Here is a 20812-nt window from a genome sequence, read left to right as displayed (position 1 = left end):
CAACCGGGCATGCACCTGGCAGGGTGGTCACTGTCCGGAACCAGGTGCCGAGGTCGACATCCGTGCCCGGCATCGACGGCTTCCGTACGCCAGTGCCCCACCCGGCACCGACAACACGGCCGGCCGTCACGGCGCCGGGGGTTCGGTGATCAGCGCCAAGAGGCCGGCGATCTCGTGATCGGACTCGGCCGGATGACGGAACATGGCGCCAGGGACGATCTCGTAGCGGTTTCGCCGGCCCTCGCGGGACCGGACCAGGTATCCGCCCTCTTCGAGGTCGGAGACCACGCCCTGCACCGTCCGCTCCGTAAGGCCACAGGCGGAAGCCACGTCACGGAGCCTGATGCCGGGGTCGCGGGCGATCATGATCAGGACCCGCGCGTGACTGGTGAGGAAGGTCCACCGCGGCTGGTCCTGGTCCTGTGCGCGTCCGTCCATGCGCCCCATCATGCGCTCCCCGTTTCCTGATTATCAACCCACGAAAAATATTTCATGATTTGTTTGACGTACGTTGCCGGTCCGAGCATCATCACAGTTGGCAGGAAGTCCCCTGGTGGAACAGCGGGAGCCCACGATGTCGCGGCCGGACCACACCCACGAAGACGACGGCACCGCCCCGGACCCCTGGGCGCTGCCCACCTATCTGCCTCCCGGAGGCACGCGGAGCTTCGCCGACCGGGCCACGCTGAGCCTCGCAGCGCGCGGAACGGACGGAGCGGTGGCGGTGATCACCGGGGAAGTGGACGCCGGTTGCGCAGCGGACCTGGAACGCTGCCTCATCGCGGCCATGCGCGCCCACCCCGAAGGCCTCGAGCTGGACTTGTCCGGGGTCACCTTCTTCGACTGCTCGGGCCTCAACGCGCTTCTGGAGGCCAGGACCTTCGACGGCCGCGGCGGAGGCATCCTGACGATCAAGGTCATGAGCCCGCCCGTCGCCCGCGTCCTCGACTTGACCGAGACCCGGGCACTGCTCACCCGCGGCCGCTGACACCACCGGTGCGCACGGGTGCGTAGCGGACGCCGGCGGAAGCTGGCGTCCAGGGGCGCCGGTTGCCAAGCTCGCAGGTAACCAGCCTGTCAGGTGGAGACCCCATGTCACCCGCCGATCACTGATTGTGTCCGACGAAGTTGACCGTGAGGAAAGGACGTGTCGTGAGCTCCACCTACACCTACGTGCAGCGATTCGTCCTGACGGTGTCGATGCCGAACGGCTGACGTCTGATCGCACCTCGCCGCGGAGGCCCCTGCGTGGACGTCCGGCCAAACGGTACGGACCGACCCTCTGGGGTCGCAGTCTTGCGACCTGTTGGGGACGGGCCTCCGCACGCCGGGTCTGGGGTTCCCGGGGAGTGAGCACCCCCTTGGGGACCACCCAGCAGCGGTTCATGCGCCGTGGGGCCACCAAGATCTACTTCCTGGCGGACATACCGCGGCGACGAACGTGCCGACCCGCCAGGAGATCACCACCGGTCGACCTGTGCGGCGCGATCTCCGACGTCGCCGGCTGGTCGCTCGGCAACTCCCCGATCGACACCCCGACCTGGGCTCGACGCTGACCACGTCGATCCCCGGCGAGGACAAGGCCGGCGACACCATCGAGACCCTGCTCAAGAAGGGCGAGGAGGGCTTCGTCGTCATCCTGCGCAAGGGTGACGTCCCGGCGTCGAAAGCGCGTAAGAGATGGTCCCGGCGGCCCCCTTCGGGAATGACAACGGCAACGGAGTCATCACGTACCCGCCGGGCGCCGTCTGGTACTCCGAATGGCGGAAGTGGTCTCCCCCGGGGTGCTGCAGCAGCATCTCGCCAACGGCGAGTTCCACCGCGTGCCGTCCCTGAACCTGTGGACCGCCGACGCCGGAGACGGCCGCGCCCAGCTCAACATGAGACCGGACGAGCCCGGCGGGACCACATCCCACGCCCGCGGCCGGTTCGAGGGCGACAGGTCGCGATGAGGCCCTTGCCAAGCGCAGACGGCAACGGCGCGGACGTCATGTGCAACAGGGCTCAGGCGTTGCACGGTTGCGAACAGGGTCGCGGACCGGCCGCCCGATGGTGAGGCGCATCGCCACGGCGGGGCGGTTGCCGAGAAGTCGTGAATACGACACGCGGCGCCAAGTCGCCAACTCCATCCATTGACCTGGTTGTCGAGCGCGCGCGATCTTTCTTCGGGCAACGCGTCATGTGCCCGACAACATTATCGGACCACTGCCGGAGTCGCCCCGTGCTCGTTCCCCGTCCTTCACGCCCCCTCTCCCGGTACTTGAGGGGCGCCCCCGCCCGGCCGACGGGATCCCGGTGGCAACGTGCCGTCGGCGGGGCCGCGGCCCTGCTGCTGGCCGTCCTCGCGGTCCAACTGCCCCAGCAGAGCCCGGCCGTCGCCGATGACGCCGGGCCGGCGGCGGAGTCGCTGTGCGGCGCCCCGCAGCCCGGGCACTTCGGTTGCTTCGCGGTGCGCCGAGCGGACACCGACAGCGGTCGCACCGCACGGTCCGCCACTCCCGAGGGATTCGGCCCGGCCGACCTGCGCTCGGCGTACGACCTGCCCGCGGACGGCGGCGCCGGGGCGACCATCGCGGTCGTGGCGGCCTACGACAACCCGCTGGCCGAGCAGGACCTCGCCGCTTACCGGGACCAGTACGGGCTGCCCTCCTGCACGGCTGACAACGGCTGCTTCCGCAAGGTCGACCAGCGCGGCGGCACCGACTACCCGCAGCCCAACGACGGCTGGGCCGGCGAGATATCCCTGGACCTGGACATGGTCTCGGCCGTCGCGCCCAAGGCGCACATCCTCCTCGTCGAGGCCGACAGCTCCGCCACGGACGACCTGGGCAGCGCCGTCAACACCGCGGTGGCGCTGGGCGCCCGCTACGTGTCCAACTCCTACGGCGCCTACTACGACGGCCCCGACCTCGCCGCCCTGGACGCCGCGTACTTCGACCACCCCGGCACCGCCGTGGTGTTCGCCTCCGGCGACTACGGCCACGGGCTGAGCTACCCGGCCTCCTCCCCCTACGTGACGTCCGTCGGCGGCACCTCGCTCAGCAGGAGCGACACCGGTGCGCGCGGCTGGACGGAGACGGTGTGGCGCGGCACGGGCTCGGGGTGCTCCGCCTACCAGCCCAAGCCGGCCTTCCAGACCGGCACCGGCTGCGACAAGCGGTCGGTGACGGACGTCAGCGCGGTCGCCGACCCCGACACGGGCGTGGCGGTCTACAACACCTACTCCGGCGGCGGATGGGGCGTCTACGGCGGCACCAGCGCCTCCGCCCCGATCATCGCCGGTCTGTACGCACTGGCCGGGACGCCCGTCGAGGGCACCTACCCGGCCGGGTACCCGTACCGCGCGCCCGGTGCGCTCAACGACGTCACCACCGGCAGCAACGCGCAATGCTCCGACGACGCGCCCTGCGACCCGGACACCACGCCCGCGTGCGAGCCCGCGAACAGCTGCACCGCGGGCCCCGGCTACGACGGACCGACGGGGCTGGGCACGCCGAACGGCGTCGGCGCCTTCCGCCCCGGCCCGCACGGCACCGTGACCGGCAAGGTCACCGACAAGGGCACCGGCAAGGCGCTGTCCGGCGCGACGGTACGGCTGGGCGCGAACTCGGCGGTCACCGGCGCGGACGGAAGGTGGTCGCTGGCGGCGCCCACCGGCTCGTACACGCTGACGGTCAACGCCTTCGGCTACTCCGAGAAGGACCTGGGCAAGGTCACCCTCGCCGACGGCACGGAGCTGACCAGGAACGCCGCGCTCGCGGCCGTGCCGACCACCACGGTCTCCGGCACCGTCCGGGACGGCGGCGGACACGGCTGGGGCCTCTACGCCCGGCTGACCGTCGACGGCGTGCCCGGCACCGTCCACACCGACCCCAGGACGGGCCGCTACTCCGTCCGCCTCGAGCGCGGAAAGACGTACACGCTGCGCGCCACCGGCCTCTACCCCGGCTACCGGCCGGCCGAGACGAAGGTCGTGCTCGGATCGTCCCCGAAGACGGCCGACCTGACGCTCCCCCTGGTCGGCTCCGGCACCCTCCCGCCGGGCTACGCCGTCGACTACCACGGCGGCGGTTTCCAGTCCTTCGACACCGCCGCGAAGCCTGCCGGGTGGAGCATCGTCAACCACACCGCAGCCGGCGGCTGGGGCTTCGACGACCCGCTCACCCGCGGCAACCAGACCGGTGGTGACGGCGGCTTCGCCCAGGTCGACGACTACGCCCTCGGCTGGGGCGAAGTCGACACCGAACTGATCAGCCCCGCCTACGACTTCTCGGCGCAGACCCGGCCGGCGCTGGAGTTCGACACCGCGCTGCCCAGTCTGTGGCGCTTCAACGACCCCACGGCCGACATCGACGTGAGCACCGACGGCGGGGACCACTGGGAGAACCTCTGGCACCACACGGACGTCGTGGAGGGCCCCTCCCACCAGGTCGTTCCGCTCACCGCCTACGCCGGCAAGTCCTCGGTGCGGCTGCGCTTCCACTTCGCCGGCTCCCTGACCGGCATCTGGCAGCTGGACAACGTCGCCGTCGGCACCCGCTCGCTGGTCACCGTCCCCGGTGGGCTGCTGACGGGCCGGGTGACGGACGCCAACACCGGTGCCGGAGTGGTCGGCGCGACCGTCTCCGCCGCGAAGGCCCCCGAGGACAGCGGCCACAGCATCGCCACGCCGGATGACCCGGCCGTGGGCGACGGTCTGTACTGGGCCTTCTCCTCCCGTACCGGCCGCCAGGAGTTCACCGCCGCCCTGCCCGCCTTCGGCTATCCGGCCGGGACGTCGTCCGTGTCGGTCAAGGGCGACGTCGTCACTACCGCGGACCTCGCGCTGCGCCCGTCCCGGCTGAAGGCCACCCCCGGTGCCGTGGGCGTCACCGTTCCCTGGGGCGGTAAGAAGACCGTCACGGTGAAGGTGCGCAACACCGGGGGCGCCCCGGCCTCCCTCGCCGTCGGCGAGCAGGCCGTCGCGGGAGCCCCGGCGCGCGTGTCCGGCGCCGCCAGGGAGCGGACGGCGGCCAGACCCGATCCGCTCGACGTCGCGGCCACCGCCACGACGAACACCACGGCGGCGGGCCGGACCGCCGGGGCGACCGCCGGGCAGGCGTGGCAGCCGCTCGCGGACCTCCCGCAGCCCATGACCGGGGGGATCGCGGCCGCGTACGACGGCGTCCTCTACACCGGTCTCGGCCAGACCCCCGACGGTCAGTGGACCACCGCTCTGCGCTCCTACGACCCGGCCACGGCGACCTGGAAGGACCTCGCCCCGGCCGTCACCAAGCGCAGCGGCGCGGCCTACGGGTTCGTCCGGGGCAAGCTGTACGTCGTCGGCGGCAAGAACCGCGCGGGCACGCCGATCGCCGGGGGCGAGGTCTACGACCCGGCGAGCGACACATGGTCGCGGATCGCCGACGCGCCCAAGGCGTACGGCAGTTCGGCCGCGGCAGCGGTCGGCGACCGGCTCTATGTGATCGGCGGCTGCACCGGCATCTCCTGCGGCACGCGCGACGTCCAGGTCTACGACCCGGCCGGCGACACGTGGTCCACGGGACCGGCCTACCCTGTGCCGACCTCCTGGCAGAGCTGCGGAACCGTCGACGGGACGCTGTACTGCGCGGGCGGTGTCCACCAGGGCGACGGGCAGCCTCCGCACGCCACGGCCGTGGGCTACGCCCTGGACCGGGCCGCGGGCCGCTGGACGCCGATCGCCGACCCGCCGGTGGACTTCTGGGGTGCCGCGACGGCGAGCGGCGCGGGCCGGCTCATGGCCGCCGGCGGTGTGCTGGTCGGGGCCGCCGCGGTGACCAACGAGGCCTACGCCTACGATCCGGCCGCGGACACGTGGAGCCCGCTGCCGAACCTGCCGCAGCCGCTGTACGCGGCGGCCGGAGCACCCGGCTGGTCGGTCCTGGGCGGCCAGAGCGCGGACAGGGTGATGCAGACCTCCGCCCTCGAACTGCCCGGTTACGACGCGCCCCACGGGGACGTGACGTGGCTGGCGGCGAAGGCGGGCTCGTCCTCCGTCGGCGCGGGCAGGACGGCGGAGCTGACCGTCACCGTCGACGCCCGGGACATGGGTCCGGCCGACGCGGGCGTGCACCAGGCGCGGCTGGTCATCGACAGCGACGGGCCGTACGCCTCCGTCACCGTGCCGGTCACCATGACCGTGGTGGCGCCGCCGGGGTGGACGCACCTGACCGGCACCGTCAGCGGCGCCGGGCGGCATGGCGACAGCACCCCGCTGGCCGGAGCCACGGTCCGGGTCGGGACCGGGTCGGGCGCGCACACGCTGAGCACCGCGGTCGACGGCTCGTACCAACTGTGGCTCCCGGACGCCGGACCCGCCGTCTCCCTCACCGTGACTGCCGAGGGCTACCGGACGGCCGAGCGCACGGTGCGACCGCGCGGTCGTGACGCCGTCACCGCCGACGTGGTTCTGACCAGGCGTTAGGCGGACCTGCAGGACACGGTGGGGCCGGCCCTCCGGGCCGGCCCCACCGTGTTGCGCGGGCGACCGCCGCCGCCCACGGCCGCCCGGAATGCCGACGGCCCCTCCGGGTGAACCACTGGGGTTCACCCGGAGGGGCCGGCCGCCGGCGGCGGTGTGCGCTACCCCTGGGGGATCCACATGGGGTTGGCCCACTCCGTAGACGGCGCCCAGAATCCGGCGCCGCCGGCGGAGCCTGCTCCGTTGCTTCCGCGGCTCAGCAGGTCGGTCGCCCCGGCGATGCGGTCACCACCGTTGCCGCCGGCCGCGACCGGACGGTCGTCGCGGTCCGTGGGCTGGAACCCGACCGTGTAGGTGCGGGTGACCGAACCGTTGGCCGAGGTCACCTTGATGGTGCGAGTGGTGAACCGGTGCCCGGTCGACGACAGGACCGAGCTGCCGTCGGTGACCTTCACGCGCGCACCGGACTGGGCCGGTACGGCGGAGAGGGCCGGGACCTTCTTGTTCTTCGGCCAGTCGACGACGTACGTGGACACGGCCGGGTCGAACCCGTCGATCGCGATGCCTCCGACGGTGATCGCCTTGGCGTCGGCGACGCTGGCCTTGGTGGCGTCCGTGTGGTTCGTCACCTTGACCGACCCGTCGGCGTTGACGACGACGCGCGCCGCCATCGCCGCCGCCAGGTTGATCCGCTCCCAGCTCGCTCCGCCGTCCGCGGTGAGGTCCAGCGGGGAGCCGGAGTCCGTCGCGGTCTGCTCGAGGATCTGGGTGCGCTGCTCGGTGGTCAGGTCCGGGAAGGCCGTGATCAGCAGGGCCGCCGCGTCGGACGGCGCCTTGAGGGCCTGCCCGGACTTCCCCACCTGGGAGAACCCGTAGTCCAGGCGCTGCGTGTACAGGTCGACGTGCTGCGCCGTGCTCAGGCTGGCGTAGGAGTCGCCCTCGCAGGCCTCGAGCGTGTCGCCGTAGCCCTCCTTCTCGCAACTGGCGAGCAGCACGTTCTCCATCTCGGTGTGGGCCTGCGTCAGCAGCTTCGCGAAGTCGGCGTCCGCCCACCGGTGCGCGACGGTGGCCTGTGCGGCGATGCGGCCGCCCATCACGTCGAGCGGGTAGTGGAACCCGAGGACGATGCGGTTGTCCCCGTACTCCGAGGTGCGGGCGAGGATCGACGGTGCCAGCTCCGGCAGGAGCGTGGCGAGGATGGTCCCCGCTTCGTAGCCGCCGTAGGTGTGGCCGCTCGGGTAGGAGCCGCTGGTGGTGAGGCTGCCGTAGGAACCGTCCTGCGACTCGTAGACGGCGCCGCCGTCGCCGACGAACCCGAGCCGCACGTACGGGCGCTGGTAGCCGAAGTGGTCCTTCGCCGCTCCGCCCTTGTCGAGGCCCTGCGTGACGCGGGAGAACAGCGCTCCGGTCTTCGGCAGCCGGCCGCCGTTGAGGGCGTCCAGATAGATCCGGCCGAGCCGGGAGCCGAGGCCGTCGGCCATCGTGACGGTGGAGCTGTTCGTGGCGTCGACCTCGGCCCGGTCCACCTCCTTCTGCGTCGCCGCGTTGTTGATGCGCACCGCGATCCGGTCGTTCTCAGCGGTGAGCGGGGTGCCGCCCGGCACCTTGGTGTTGGCGGCGAGGATGTCGGAGTCGAGGTCCTTGAAGCCGTTGAGCAGGCCGTAGAAGTAGTCGGTCCCGTCACCGGTGCCCGGCCACTTGTCGGACGCGTAGGTGGCGTTGAGCGTGTCGTCCGGGAAGGGGGACGGCTCGTACGCCGGGTCGGAGGCGTCCGCCGCGGCGGTCGCCGCGGTGGTCACCGGGGCGGTCGCGGCACTGTCGTCCGAGGTTCCGGCGAGGGTGACCGCGGTGACGGTGGCCGCGTGGGCCTTCGCCTTGCCCGTGGTCGTGAGCAGCGTCGTGCCCGTGGTGGCGGGGACGTGCGCGGTGGTTCCGTCGTCGAGGGCCACGGTGTAGCCGATGACCGGGAATCCGCCGTCGCCGGCCGCCTGCCAGGTCACGCGGACCTGCTTGCCGTCGGTGATCACACCCGTCACGGCCGGCTTCTGCGGCTTGCCGCCGCCGGTGACCACGGGTGCCGTGGCGGCGCTCCGCTGCGAGGCGCCGACGGCGTTGACCGCCTGGACGCGTGCCGTGTACGACCTGCCCGACCGCAGCCAGGTGAAGGTCGTGCTCCGGCTGTCCGGATCCTTGATCTTGATCTGGTGGCCGTCGCTGAGGGTGATCTCGTAGCCGGTGACCGGTGAGCCGCCGGTGTCCTTGGGTGCGGACCAGGCGACGGTCACGCTCGTGCCGGACGAGGTCGCCGACACCGCGTCAGGCGCGGCCGGCACCGTCTTGGGCTTCGTGGTGAGCGCGGACAGGGCGTGGCGAAGGGTGTCGTACCGGGCGGTGAGGGTCGCGTCCGTGGCCGCACCGTCGGCGACCGCGGTCTTCGCCACGGCGAGTGCCCCGGTGAACGCCTTCCACGACGCGTCCGTGTAGCGGTCGTCGTCGAGGGCGGACGCGGTGGCGACCAGGTCCTCCAGCTTCAGCCGCGGGAGCGGGATCAGCTGGCCCGCGGCCAGGGTGAGGCTGCGCGTCTGCGTGTCGACCTCGAGCTGGGTCGCGTCATCGGCGGTGACGAGGGTACGTGCGGCCGCGAGTTCACGCCCGTACACACCGAAGTCGATCGCGTCGTAGCGCTCCGCGTCGGCGGAGAGCCCCTCGTACTGCTCGATCGCCTTCCGCAGGGCGGACTTGTCCGTGACGGCGGGCGTCTCGACGTGGTTGAAGGTGATCCGGCCCAGGTTCGCGACGTACGGGTGCGAGGAGTCCGGGTTCGTCGTCAGCCGCAGGTAGACGGTGTGCGTGCCGGTGATCGCCTTCGGCAGCGTCACGCTCGTCGTCCCTCCGGACGACCACGCGGATCCCGTGACCGGCAGCGGCACGGTCGCGTACGGCGTGCCGGGGTTGGCCGTGTCGAAGGAGTCCAGGTAGAGCTGGACGGCGGAGCCGGTGCCGCAGCGGGCGGAGTTGTTGACGTAGGTGATCGTGACGGTGCTCTTCGGGGAAGCGCCGAAGTCGATGTCCCCGTAGTTGAGCCAGGCGCCGTTGTAGGTGCCGCCGAGGTCGGTCGTGGAACCCGAACCCGTCCAGCCGACGGGCTCGCTCTTGAGGCCGCCGCCGCTGTTGGAGCGCCACGCGGTGGCGTCGAAGCCCACGGGGGCGTCGGCGGTCTGCGTCAGGGCCAGCGAGTAGACGTTGCCCACGTAGGGCTGGGAGGCCGTCTGCGTGCTGGAGACGAACGCCGCGTACACGTCCTGGACGCCGGTGAAGACGCTCGGGTCGAGGTGCACGCTCGTGGAGGCGATGGTTCCCCAGCCCGATCCGCTGTAGTCGAGCGGGATGTCGACGCTCTTCGCGCCGTCCTTCGAGCCGAGGTGCAGCTCGATGTGCGAGTCCGACGCGGCCCGCGACTGGGGCTTGTCATAGCGGACGGTGACGGTGTCGGCGCCGCTGCGGAGGTTCGTGTCCTTCCACTGCGCCCACGCGCCGTTCGTCACGTTCTCGAAGATGCCGTTGCCGAGGTTGAGCGGCAGCGAACCGTTGCCGGTCGCGGTGCTGTTGACCGCGGTCAGCGTGGCGAGCGTAGTGGTGGGGGACGTCGAGACCTCGTACGGCGAGAACTGGTACCAGTCGAAGTTCGACACCCACTGCTGGCCCGACGGGGCGTGGAACACGAACGTCGCGCTCTTCGCGTCCAGCAGGGCGTCGGCGTCGGTGACGGCCGCCTGCACCGTGGAGTAGTACTGCCAGCCGCCGGTCCCGGGGAGCGAGACGGTGGCCACGACCGGGCCGTCGGCGGCGCCGGCGTGGATGTCCACGCTGCTCGGCTTCGCGTTCGTCGCCTGCGAGTTCGCGTAGCGGACCGAGATGGTCCGCGGGGCGACCCCGCCGAAGTCCAGCTTGGCGAACCGCTCCCACGATCCCTCGGTGACGCCACCGAGGTTGCCGTCGGAGTTGTTCCGCTCGCTGATGAGGCTGGGTCCCTCCTTCTGGTCGGGGCTCTCGGCCTGCAGGACGGCGTAGCCGCCCTCGTCGATGGTCAGGGCGTCGATGGCGGTCTGCAGCGCGTCCTGCGCGGCCATGATCGTGCCCGTCGCGGAGGAGGTGTCCGCGAGGACCGTCCGCGCGCGCTCCAGGGCCGACCGGAAGAGGTTCCAGGAGCCGTCGGAGTAGTTGGCGCTGCGCACCACGGACGCCTGGTCGACGAGTGCGCCCAGGGCCTTGCGGTGCACCGCGGCGGCGGAGATGAGGAGCGGGTCGGTCGGGGATATCCCGGTGCCGCTCACCGTCGAGGCCCGCACGCCGTGGGCGAAGGCCTCGTCGCGGAAGGTGATGCCGAAGCGTGCGTCGGTCTTCGTGGTGCCGGTGAGGGACAGCGTCGCCGTCCGCTTGTCACCGACGCGGAGGTCAGCCGTGACGCCGGCCGGCAGGCCGGTCACGCTCGCCGCTCCGGTCTTGGTGAGGCTGGTCCCCTTGCGGGCGTCGAACGACGCCGGTCCGTCCAGGGTGAGCTGCACGCTGTCGTGGAGGGTGCCGTCCTCGTCGGTGTCAACGGTGCCCGGGCGGGCGGAGACGACCGTGTCGCCCTTGTCCGTGCCCGCGTCACCGTCGCCCGTGTCGCCGCCGTCGGTGTTCAGCGAGTACGCGGGCTCGGTGTGGGCGCCCCACTGGGAGGGCTTGGAACCCATGGTGAAGTCCAGGGTTCCGCCGGAGATGATCTGGGAGTAGTCGAGCCACGTGTTGTCGAAGCGCTTGCCGTTGAGGGTCGCGTTCTGCACGTAGTAGTTGCTCGGCGACACGCCGTCGGCCTTCACCGTGAACCGGGAGCCGTTGGCATAGCTGATCGTCGTCGAGTCGAAGAACGGGCTGCCGATCTGGAACTGGCTGGATCCGGCGGTCACCGGGAACAGGCCGAGCGCGGCGCCGACGAACATGGTCGACATGGTGCCGGCGTCGTTGTCCATGGTCGGCAGGAAGCCGTTCGGGGAGAGCTTGTAGACCTGGGTCTTGACCGGCGGGGTGAACTGGCCGCCGGAGCTGGGGGCCTCGTTCGTCGAGCCCGTCGCGATGTAGCGGTTCCAGGTCGTGCCGGTGTAGATGGCGCGTACCCACTTCTGCGTCAGGCTCGGCTCGCCGACGTAGTTGAACAGGTACGGGGCCTGCAGGTCGATCTCGTTCGCGTTGGAGTGCAGCATGGTCGATCCGTCGTCGACGCTGGAGTCCTCGCCGAACATGTGCTTGACCGCGGCCTTGCCGGCCTTGTCGCCGCCCATGGCCTTGATCAGGCCGCCCATGTCGTACGCGTCGTACCAGTGGTACTGCCACAGCGTGCCCTGGTAGAGGCCGGCCGCCTCGAACTTCTCGTAGTCGGCGCTCTGCCAGTCGCCGTTCGCGGCGCGCGGGGTGAGCAGCCCGACCTTGGTGCCGTCGGCCGCTGTCCAGGCGCCGGACTTCACGAGGTTGTCGATCGCCATCGTCGACTGGGTCCGCAGCTTCTTCGCGTCGTCCTTCTTGCCGAGCGCGTCGGCGACGACGGACAGCGCCCACTGGTCGTAGCCGCGCTGCACGGTCGTACCGGGGTCACCGGTGACGTACCCCTGCCGCAACTGCGCGCCGGTGTAGTAGCCGGAGTACGACAGCAGCGCCGGGTACGCCTCGTCGAGCCGGTCGAAGTTCTTGAAGCCCTTCGACAGCGCGTCGGCGACCAGCACGGCCGAACGCTCCCAGCGCACGGTCGGGACCGAGTGGGTGAGGCTGCCGAGGCTCTTGCCTGAGGTACGCGCGTCGGCGAAGAGCACGATGAGCGACTGGATCATGTCCCGGTAGGTGGCCGGGTCGATGTAGGACTCGACGGAGTACTTGCGGAAGTCGTCCCAGGTGGACCAGCCGTCGTAGTACGTGAAGCCGTTCGTTTTGTGCACCGCGCCGTCCGCGCCGCGGTACGTCCCGCTGGTGCTGGTGGCGTTCACCGGCAGCGCGTACATGCGGTACAGGTGCGTGTAGAACTCCTTGGTGAGCGTCGACCCGGGGTCGGACTTCACCGAGGAGCGCACGTCGACGGCGCCGAGCGCCTTGTTCCAGTCCGCCTTCGTCTGCGCGCGCGCCTGGTCGAAGGTGAGGTCGCCCACCTCGTTGTGCTGGTCGGTCGTGGCCTGCTCGGCGCTGATCGGCGACAGCGTGATGCGCAGCTCGATGTCGTCGCGCGCGGCCTCGTCGAACCCGAGGACGGCGCCGGTGTCGGACCCGTCCTGCGTGGTCGCGTCGCTCAGCTTGCCGTCGTTGCCCCAGCTCTTCAGGGAGGTCACGGGGACGTTCGTGGTGGCGGCGTAGTACAGCTTGTACGAGGCGCCGTTGAACGAACCCGCGATGAGCCCGGTGATCGACGTGGTCCCGTTCGGGAGCGTCGTCGCCTTCATCGTCGAGCGGGTGCGGCTGGTGAAGTTGTTCGCGAGGTCGAGGACGAGCTCGGGGTTCGATCCGGCGGGGAAGCTGTACCGCTGCAGCGCCGTGCGCGTGGTCGCGGTCATCTCGGCCTTGATGGTGCCCGGGTCCTGCTTCACCGACGACGCGGTTCCGGAGATGGCCCCGAGGCCCACCTGGTAGGAGCCGGGCGTCGCGCTCTCGTCGTCGTGGCTGTACGCGTGGGCGTACGTGCCGGCGGCGGGCCGGCTGTCGTACTGCACGGAGGTCGGGACGACGAGCAGGTCGCCGCCGCCTCCGGAGCCGCCGACGCCGTCGAGGTTCGTCGCGGTGAACCCGGCGATGTGGTCCTCGTTGTAGTCGTACCCGGTGTGGTTCCGGTTCGGCGTGGTCAGCGGGTTGACCTTGGCCAGGCTGTGGGGCGCCTGCGCGCCCGGCAGGTCGTTGCCGTCGTCGCCCGCGGTCGACACGAACGGGTCGACGAGCTTGGTGTAGTCCGTCCCGCCGGACGTCCCGCCGGACCCCGTGGACGTGGTGGCGACGGGCACGGCGGCGGCCGCGCCGCCACCCGCCAGCGCGCCGAGGCCGAGCGCCCCGGTGAGCAGCGCGGCGACCGTCGCGCGCAGCGGCCGGCGACGCCCGCTCGCGGTTCTCGGAAGGACCGCGGGGGGCAAGGGGGGATGGGATCTGATGGACACGTAACCTCTCCAGCGTCGCAATACGCACGCACGGTTCGGCCTCACCAGAAGACAACGTTGTCAGCCCGGAAACGCCGGGCGTGCAACCCAGAGCGAGACGGTAGTGGACGAACGGCATCGCAGCCGCCGCTTTCACGACCGTACGTCATCAGACACGGAGAAGGCGTACGGAAGGAGAACAGAATTCGTACAGCACGTGCGCGCCGGGGGCCGCGAAGACGACACAACGGCTCGGCGTGCGGCGGGGGGTGAGGACTTCGGCCGACGACGGGTCAGAGCGTAGCGGGGCGGGCCCGCCCTGTACACGTCATCCGAGCCCGGTCCTTCGTCACGGGCGAGATCCGCGCCCCATCCGGCTGTCCCCCTGCGTTGCCGCCGTTTCGACACTCATTCGACTGCGGCAGGTCGTGCGACGCGCTTCACTGGTGCCGTGGAGCTTGTCGAAGGACCGGTCACATGGGAACCGCAGCGGCATGCCGCCGGCACGAAGTCTCGCGAGCAGCGTTGCGCTTGGGCTTCTCCATGCGCACATGAGGCGGTGTGGAGCGTGCGCGTGAAGGACAAGGGTGCCGAGAGTTGGTGGGCCGTCTGCGAGGAGCACCGTGCCTCGTCAGCCGTCCTGAACGCCCTACGTCCCGTTGACTAGGACTTGCCCGGCCGACCATGTTCGGAGCCGGATGGTGAGGGTCGCTGCGACCGTCCAGGGGTGCCGGCCGAGGCAGCACACAAGCCCACAGGCCGACCTCGAATCCCAGCTCGGTCAGTAGGCCGAAGAACTGGTTTCACAGTTCCCCGAGGAGCTTCCCTTTGCCTCGCGCGAGGCCCGGTCCCTCAGCGCCGTCTCGCCTTGCGAGACCTGGGCGGAAGGCTGAACCTGAAAGTGAGGCATGCCTACCGACCACATGGACCGAGCGCGGACGGCAGCGGGGCTCGGGCACCGCGGCCCCTGCAGGGAACGGATTCCCATGAGGCTTGTCGTCGATCTCAACCGGTGCCAGGGTTCGCGCAGTGCGTCTTCGTCGCCCCGGACGTCTTCGCCCTGCACGGGGAAGAGGCGCTGCTGTTCTCCCCTCGCTTCGACGAGGCACAACGTGACCGGGTGGAGAAGGCCGCTGCCGCCTGCCCGGTCCAGGCGATCCTCGTCGACCACTTCGACGAGCCGACGAAGCGGGTGAAGTCCCATGTCGTCTGACGCGGACGTCCAGGTCCTGCGGCGCCAGGGCGGCATTGTCGTCGTTGGGGCCTCGCTGGCCGGTCTGCGCGCGGCGGAGACACTGCGCGAGAAGGGCTTCACCGGATTGCTCACCATGATCGGCGACGAGCCGTACGATCCCTACGACCGGCCGCCACAGTCGAAGCAGGCACTGCTCGGGCGGGCACGGCCCGAGGACACCGCGTTGCCGCGGCGGCGCGACATCGACGCCGAACGGCGTCGGGGCGTCGCCGCCGAGAGCCTCGACAGGGACGCCGAACAGGTACGCCTGACAAACGGCGACACCGTCCCCTACGACCGCCTGCCGAATCACCGCCGGCACCAGAGCGCGGCCTCGGATCCACCCCGAAGAGACTTCATTGGACGGCGTGTTCGTGCTGCGCACGCGCGACGACTCCGCCCGCCTGCGCCGGAAGCCGACCGGGGGCGTGCCCCGGGTGCTGGTGATCGGCGCCGGTTTCACGGGCTCCGAGGTCGCCTCCGCCTGCCGAGAGCTGGGCCTTGCGGTCAGGGTCGCCGAACGCGGCCCGGCACCGCTGGTGGGTGCTCTCGGCGGAGTGATCGGCACGGTCGCGGACCGGCTGCAGCGCAAGCACGGAGTCGACCTACGCTGCGGCATGAGCGTCACCGCCCTGGAGGGCGACGATGTAGGACGACTCAAGCGCGCCCATCTATCGGACGGCTCGGTGATCGACGTGGACGTGGCGGTCGTCTCGCTCGGCGCCGTCCGGAACACGGAACGGCTCGCCGGCTCGGGGGTGGCCGCGGGTCCCCGGGGCGTCGCCTGCGACGCCGGATGTCGGGTGTTCGACGTCAACGGCATTGTCACCGACGACATGTACGCCGCCGGCGCCCACAACATGATCTGCGCGGGTCCCGAGCGCCGTCCCCACCTGTGGCTGCCGACGTTCTGGTCCTCCCAGTTCGGCGTCTACATCAAGTCCGTGGGCGTGCCCCCGCTGGGCGACCAGCTGGTCGTCGCCCAAGGGGCCCTCGCCGAGAACCGGTTCGTCGCGGTGTACGGCTACCACGGCCGCGTCATCGCCGCGGTGTCCTTCGACGGAGCCAAGTGGCTGGGGTTCCATGAGCAGCAGATCGCGTCCGGCGCCCCCTTCCCTCCGGAGTACCGCACGGTCGACCGCCGCAACGAGACCTCGCAGCCGGTCGACCCGGCCTTCCCCGATCCCCATCTGCCCACCCGCGGGGCCACGGTCACGCTGACGGGTCACTCACCGGGCGAACGACGTGTTGCGTTCACTCCATCGCATGCCTGATCACCGGCCCTGTGCCGCCCGGCCCCAGGAGACGCCATGACGCCCGGCACCATCATCGAGCAGATCACCGACTACGCCAATCGAGCCGATCCGTACCCGCTCTACGAGGAGCTGCGCAAGACACCGGTCAGGCTGGAGGACGACGGCACGTACGTGGTCAGCACGTACTACGAGGTGCGGAGCCTGGCCAACGACCCACGGCTGAGCAACGACACGCGCAACCGGGCCGCCGGCTACGCACGCACAGCGGCCGCGGGCGACACGAACCTGCCGCCGAGCTTCATCTTCACCGACCCGCCGGTGCACGACCGACTGCGCGACACCATCAACCGGCCGTTCGGTCCCCCGCACAGTCCCAGGTTCCTCGACGACCTGCGCGGAGACCTCGCCAAGGTCGTCACCGAACTGCTCGACGCCTTCGCGGGCAAGGACCAGGTCGACATCGTCGAGGACTTCGCCTACCCCCTTCCCGTCACCGCGATCTGCAAAGTCCTGGGCGTGCCGCGCGACGACGAGTCGCGCTTCCACGAGTGGGCCGATGCCCTGGCGTCGTCACTCGATCCCCAGTCCGGCGCCGCCGGCCAGGAGAAGGGACAGCAGGCACGCCAGGAGCTGGGCGCCTACCTGTCCGGCCTGATCGAGACCAAACGCCGCCACCCCGGCCCCGGGATGCTCAGCGCGCTCGCGCCCGACATGACACCGGCCGACCTGGAGGCCACCGCGGTGCTGCTCCTGGTCGCCGGCCACGAGACCACCGTCAACGCGATCACCAATACGACCCTGACGTTGCTCCGCCACCCCGACGTCCTCCAGCGCTTCCGGAGGGAGCCGGACCTGGCCGCCCCGCTCATCGAGGAAGTGCTGCGGTACGAGCCCCCGGTCCAGTTCGTGCCGTGGACCACCGCGCTGGCCGACATCGAGGTCGCCGGCACCACGATCCCCAAGGGCTCGCCGGTGTGGCTCATGCTGGCCGCGGCCAACCGCGATCCCAAGCGCTTCGAGGACCCCGACCGGTTCGATCCCGACCGCAAGGACAACGAGCACCTGGGTTTCTACACCGGCATCCACTACTGCTTCGGTGCCCCTCTCGCCCGTATTGAACTGCACCTGGCCGTGCCCGAACTCTTTCGCCGGGTCAAGTTCTCCCGGTTGCTCGAGGACCCCCCGCCGTACCGCGCCAACGCGGTGCTGCGCGGCCCGCGCCATCTTCCCGTGGCCATCGAGGGCCTGACGGCCTGAGGACCACCGACGCAGGGCCGACTGAGGAGAACCCCCGTGGCGGCGTCGGTGCGCACCTTCAAGCTCTGAGGCGGGCACATGGCCCACGGGGTCGGCGGAACGCGGCTGGCCGGGAGCTGCTTTGGCACGAGTGATCATGGATCCGTGACCTTTCGGCGCGTCGGGCAGTCTGTGGACCTGCCCGGAGCGTGAGCGCCGCCGGGCGCCTTGACCCCGGCGGCCCTACGTTTCGGGCCGGCGTGGCGTCGGCGCCGCCGAGCCGCATTCCGTTGACTTGTCGCAAGGCTTGACGCACTATCTTGTGACAACGCTTGCGACATAGAGGGGTCACGTCAAAGGGAGGGTTGCTGGATGCCCGAGAAGTCCGTGCGTCCGGCGGATGTCGAGCAGGCCGGCGTGTGGTTGGCCCGGCACGGCCTGGTCGACGTCCGGCCGACGCCGCTGTTGGCCACGCGTCTGGCGGTCCGGCGCGGTGCCCGGCTGGCCGCTCAGGTCCTGCTGGCGGCGTTCATCATCGCGGTTGCCCTTGTCTACACGACCGACCGGCCTCCTGGGGCTGACGGCTCCGGGTCGTACCGGGAATCGTCGTTGATGGTCCTGACGGCGGTGGTCGTCGGGTTGGTGCTGGCCCAGTCCCTGCTGGACTGGTGGGTGCGGCGGGTCGACCGGCGCGCCGGCGCGACGTTGCCGCGCCGGGTGGCCCACCCGGTCCGGCTCGGATGGCGCACCGTGCTCGGCCGGCCGCGTGCGGCGTTCGCGGTCGCCACGTTCGCGGGCGCGTCGGTACCGGCGGTCGTCGCCCTGACCGTGCGGGACTCCACCGCGCGGTACGCGGCACTCGTCCTGCTCATCGGGCTGTGCGGGGTCGCGGTCGGTACGGCTGTCCAGCTACGCCACATCCTGACGCACCCGGTCGTGGCCGACGACGAGGTCTCGCTGACCGCCGACGTCATCATGCGGGTCGAGGACGCCCGCGAGGTCGCCACGCCGACCGTGGTGTGGCTGCTGCCGATCGTGTCCGTGTTCGATACCGCGCTTGGCTGGTGGAACACCGCCTGGCTCGTCTTCGTCGCCCTGAGCACCGTCACGCTCGCCCTGATCACCAAGCGGACCGCGCAGAGCGGAACGGTGGCGCGGCACGCCACGAGCGCCCGGTGAGCCGATGATCGTCATCGACTCGGCCTCGCCCGTCCCGCCGTTCGAGCAGCTCCGCGCCCAGCTCGCCCGGCGGATCCAGGACCGCACACTGGCCGTGGGCACCCAGCTGCCGACCATCCGCCGCCTGGCCGCGGACCTCGGCCTGGCCGTCAACACCGTCGGCCGGGCCTACCGGGCGCTGGAGGAGGCGGGGCTGATCGAGACCCGCGGACGGGCGGGCTCGTTCGTCACCGCGGCCGGCGAGCAGGGGCGCGAGCGGGCACGCCACGCCGCCGCCGAGTACGCCGCCGTCATCGCCAGTGCGGGCATCGACACCGACGAGGCCGTCCGCATCATCCGAGCGGCGCTGGCCAACGGCGTCGCGGCATCGCCCCCTTCACGCACTTCGGTTGAATGAGGGGCCTGCCTGACGGGGTCCCGGCCCGCCGTCACGCTTTGCGGGCCAGTACCAGGCGCGCGTACGGGGCACCGTCCGGGCGGTGACCGAAGTCGGGTACCGCGGTCGTGCGTACGGTGAAGCCCGCCGCCGTCAGTTCGGCGCGCACCGCGCGGAGCGGGAAGGTGCGGTAGTACATGACGAAGGCCGGCCGCCAGACCGCGTTCCGTATCCGCATCGCCGCGTCGAAGCCGGCGGGTATCCAGTAGCGCCGGGAGGCGATGCGCGGCGGTGCGAAAACAGGGAAGGCGAAGAGCCCGCCGGGCCGGAGGGCGCGGTGCACCCCGGCGAACAGGGCCGGCCGCTCGGCGGCCAGGAAGTGCCCGAAGGCGCCGAAGCTGACGGCCAGGTCGAACTCCGCGGCGAAGGGCGGCTTCCGTGCGTCAGCGCGTATCCACTCCGCGTCCGGGTGCCCACGGCGCGCCTGCGCGAGCATGCCGGCGCTGAAGTCCACGCCCGCGACCCGGCCCCCGCACAACGGTTGCAGGACGCGCAGGCCCGCTCCCGTGCCGCAGCACACGTCCAGCCCGTCACCGAAAGGGCCGAAGGGACTCAGGGCGGCGGCGGTCGCATCGAGGATGCGGTCCGGGGTGCGGAACGGAGTGTGGTCGAACCTCGGGGCGAGCAGGTCATAACCGCGCTCGACGGACGACAGGGCCTGCACGGCCAGCTCACGCAGCGAGGGGCCTTCGGGTGAGAACACCGGTCCAGGGTAAGGCCGTTCGACCGGCCTGACGGGCGGCATCCGCTAACCCGAGCGCTCCGCCGAACTCCCCAGGTGAAGGGCGGCGTAGTGTCTCGGATCCGGGCTACGTCTGCTCGTCGGACTGCTGGCCGGCCTCACGTCCACCGGCGCTGACCAGCCCTGTCTCGTAGGCGACGATGACGGCTTGGACGCGGTCGCGGAGTCCGAGTTTGGCGAGGATGCGGGCGACGTGGGTCTTGACGGTCGCCTCGGCCAGGTGGAGGCGGTTGGCGAGCTCGGTGTTGCTGAGTCCTCTGGCCAGCAGGCCGAGGACCTCCAGTTCGCGGGGCGTGAGCAAGGCGAGGTCGCGGTGGAGGGCGGCGGTGTCGCTGCCGCGCTGGGTGAAGCGCTGCACGAGGCGGCGGGTGATGGCGGGCGCGAGGAGGGCGTCGCCGTTGCGGACCGTGCGGACGGACGCGGTCAGATGCTCGGGGGTGACGTCCTTGAGGAGGAAGCCGCTGGCGCCGGCGGACAGTGCCGCGTAGACGTACCGGTCGAGGTCGAACGTGGTCAGGATGATGACGCGGGGTGCGGTGGGGGCGCCGGTGAGGAGGCGGCGGGTGGCCTCCAGGCCGTCCATCTCGGGCATCCGGATGTCCATGAGGACCACGTCGGGCCGCGTGCGGCGGACCGCTTCGACGGCTTCGGCGCCGTTGGTCGCTTCCGCCACGACGTCGATGCCGTCGGCGCCGAGGATCATCCGGAATCCGGTGCGGACCAGGGTCTGGTCGTCGGCGAGGAGCACGCGCAGCGGCTCGGTCACGGCGTCTCCAAGGGGATCAGGGCCTCCACACGGTAGCCGCCGGTCATGCGCCGGCCGGTGGTCAGGGTTCCGTCGTGGACGGCGAGGCGCTCGCGCAGGCCGATCAGGCCCCGGCCGTTTCCGGTGGGCGCGCCCGCGCCCGGGTGTCCGCCGGTGTCGGTGACTTCCACCCGGAGCCGGTCCTGGCCGTATTCGACGGTCACGGCGGCGGTGGCGCCGAAGGCGTGCTTCACGGTGTTGGTCAGGGCTTCCTGGACCACGCGGTAGGCGGCGAGTTCGAGGCCTGTCTCTTATAAAAATTTCCGAGCCCACAAAACCTCTCTACACCGCGTATGCCGCCTTCTGCTTGGCAACACAAAACACCGCCAGGGCTCTT

Annotated in this window: 11 protein-coding genes and 3 pseudogenes; 9 read left to right on the top strand and 5 right to left on the bottom strand. The window is 71.2% G+C overall.

The window, feature by feature from the left end:
* Positions 1-126: 126 nt before the first annotated feature.
* Positions 127-438 carry a helix-turn-helix transcriptional regulator gene (locus tag PV350_RS12265; RefSeq protein ID WP_499516336.1) on the bottom strand — a complete coding sequence of 104 codons (312 nt, stop codon included), beginning with the start codon at positions 436-438 and terminating at the stop codon, positions 127-129.
* Positions 439-553: 115 nt separating this feature from the next.
* Between PV350_RS12265 and PV350_RS12260 the strand changes: the two genes are divergently transcribed.
* The 4 genes from PV350_RS12260 to PV350_RS12245 all read left to right on the top strand — a co-directional run bounded on the left by PV350_RS12260 (position 554) and on the right by PV350_RS12245 (position 6445).
* Positions 554-988: an STAS domain-containing protein gene (locus PV350_RS12260; RefSeq protein WP_500333697.1), complete on the top strand. Its 435-nt coding sequence runs from the start codon at positions 554-556 to the stop codon at positions 986-988.
* Between the two features lie 361 nt (positions 989-1349).
* Positions 1350-1556, top strand: coding sequence for a hypothetical protein (locus PV350_RS12255; RefSeq protein ID WP_500333696.1), 207 nt, complete (start codon positions 1350-1352; stop codon positions 1554-1556).
* Positions 1557-1760: 204 nt separating this feature from the next.
* Complete coding sequence (locus tag PV350_RS12250; RefSeq protein WP_500333694.1) at positions 1761-1952, top strand: hypothetical protein; 192 nt, start codon at positions 1761-1763, stop codon at positions 1950-1952.
* Positions 1953-2260: 308 nt separating this feature from the next.
* Entirely contained in the window at positions 2261-6445 is a 4185-nt protein-coding gene (locus PV350_RS12245) for a carboxypeptidase regulatory-like domain-containing protein (RefSeq protein WP_500333692.1), read from the top strand.
* Between the two features lie 158 nt (positions 6446-6603).
* On the opposite strand, the gene PV350_RS12240 is transcribed toward PV350_RS12245, so the two are convergent.
* The gene (locus PV350_RS12240; RefSeq protein WP_500333691.1) at positions 6604-13584 is read right to left on the bottom strand and encodes a glycoside hydrolase domain-containing protein; all 6981 of its coding nucleotides are present in this window, start codon (positions 13582-13584) and stop codon (positions 6604-6606) included.
* Positions 13585-14573: 989 nt separating this feature from the next.
* On the opposite strand from PV350_RS12240, the pseudogene PV350_RS12235 reads away from it, so the two are divergent.
* The 5 genes and pseudogenes from PV350_RS12235 (at position 14574) to PV350_RS12215 (ending at position 18889) form a co-directional block, all read left to right on the top strand.
* Positions 14574-14800, top strand: a pseudogene (locus PV350_RS12235) (ferredoxin).
* A pseudogene (locus tag PV350_RS12230) lies at positions 14790-16095 on the top strand (NAD(P)/FAD-dependent oxidoreductase). Before PV350_RS12235 ends, PV350_RS12230 begins: the two co-directional pseudogenes overlap by 11 nt.
* 36 nt (positions 16096-16131) lie before the next feature.
* On the top strand, positions 16132-17334 hold the full coding sequence (locus PV350_RS12225) for a cytochrome P450 (RefSeq protein WP_500333689.1): 1203 nt from the start codon (positions 16132-16134) through the stop codon (positions 17332-17334).
* Positions 17335-17685: 351 nt separating this feature from the next.
* Complete coding sequence (locus PV350_RS12220) at positions 17686-18492, top strand: hypothetical protein (RefSeq protein WP_500333687.1); 807 nt, start codon at positions 17686-17688, stop codon at positions 18490-18492.
* A gap of 4 nt (positions 18493-18496) precedes the next feature.
* Positions 18497-18889, top strand: a complete 393-nt coding sequence (locus PV350_RS12215; protein WP_499516327.1) for a GntR family transcriptional regulator — start codon at positions 18497-18499, stop codon at positions 18887-18889.
* Positions 18890-18920: 31 nt separating this feature from the next.
* On the opposite strand, the gene PV350_RS12210 is transcribed toward PV350_RS12215, so the two are convergent.
* From PV350_RS12210 to PV350_RS12200, 3 genes and pseudogenes are all read right to left on the bottom strand, one after another.
* On the bottom strand, positions 18921-19631 hold the full coding sequence (locus PV350_RS12210) for a class I SAM-dependent DNA methyltransferase (protein ID WP_500333685.1): 711 nt from the start codon (positions 19629-19631) through the stop codon (positions 18921-18923).
* A gap of 106 nt (positions 19632-19737) precedes the next feature.
* Positions 19738-20436: a response regulator gene (locus PV350_RS12205; RefSeq protein ID WP_500333683.1), complete on the bottom strand. Its 699-nt coding sequence runs from the start codon at positions 20434-20436 to the stop codon at positions 19738-19740.
* A pseudogene (locus tag PV350_RS12200) lies at positions 20433-20720 on the bottom strand (ATP-binding protein); the annotation flags it as partial. The gene PV350_RS12205 and the pseudogene PV350_RS12200, both read right to left, overlap by 4 nt.
* Positions 20721-20812 lie beyond the last annotated feature (92 nt).

This window comes from Streptomyces sp. PA03-6a (genome assembly GCF_033792765.1).
In the GTDB taxonomy this organism is placed as follows: Bacteria; Actinomycetota; Actinomycetes; order Streptomycetales; family Streptomycetaceae; genus Actinacidiphila.
This window is presented reverse-complemented; position numbering and strand designations above follow the sequence as displayed.

Coding starts and splice junctions, on each gene's coding strand:
- PV350_RS12265 (WP_499516336.1), bottom strand. CDS start 438: ATGGACGGACGCGCACAGGACCAGGACCAGCCGCGGTGGACCTTCCTC.
- PV350_RS12250 (WP_500333694.1), top strand. CDS start 1,761: ATGGCGGAAGTGGTCTCCCCCGGGGTGCTGCAGCAGCATCTCGCCAAC.
- PV350_RS12225 (WP_500333689.1), top strand. CDS start 16,132: ATGACGCCCGGCACCATCATCGAGCAGATCACCGACTACGCCAATCGA.
- PV350_RS12220 (WP_500333687.1), top strand. CDS start 17,686: ATGCCCGAGAAGTCCGTGCGTCCGGCGGATGTCGAGCAGGCCGGCGTG.
- PV350_RS12215 (WP_499516327.1), top strand. CDS start 18,497: ATGATCGTCATCGACTCGGCCTCGCCCGTCCCGCCGTTCGAGCAGCTC.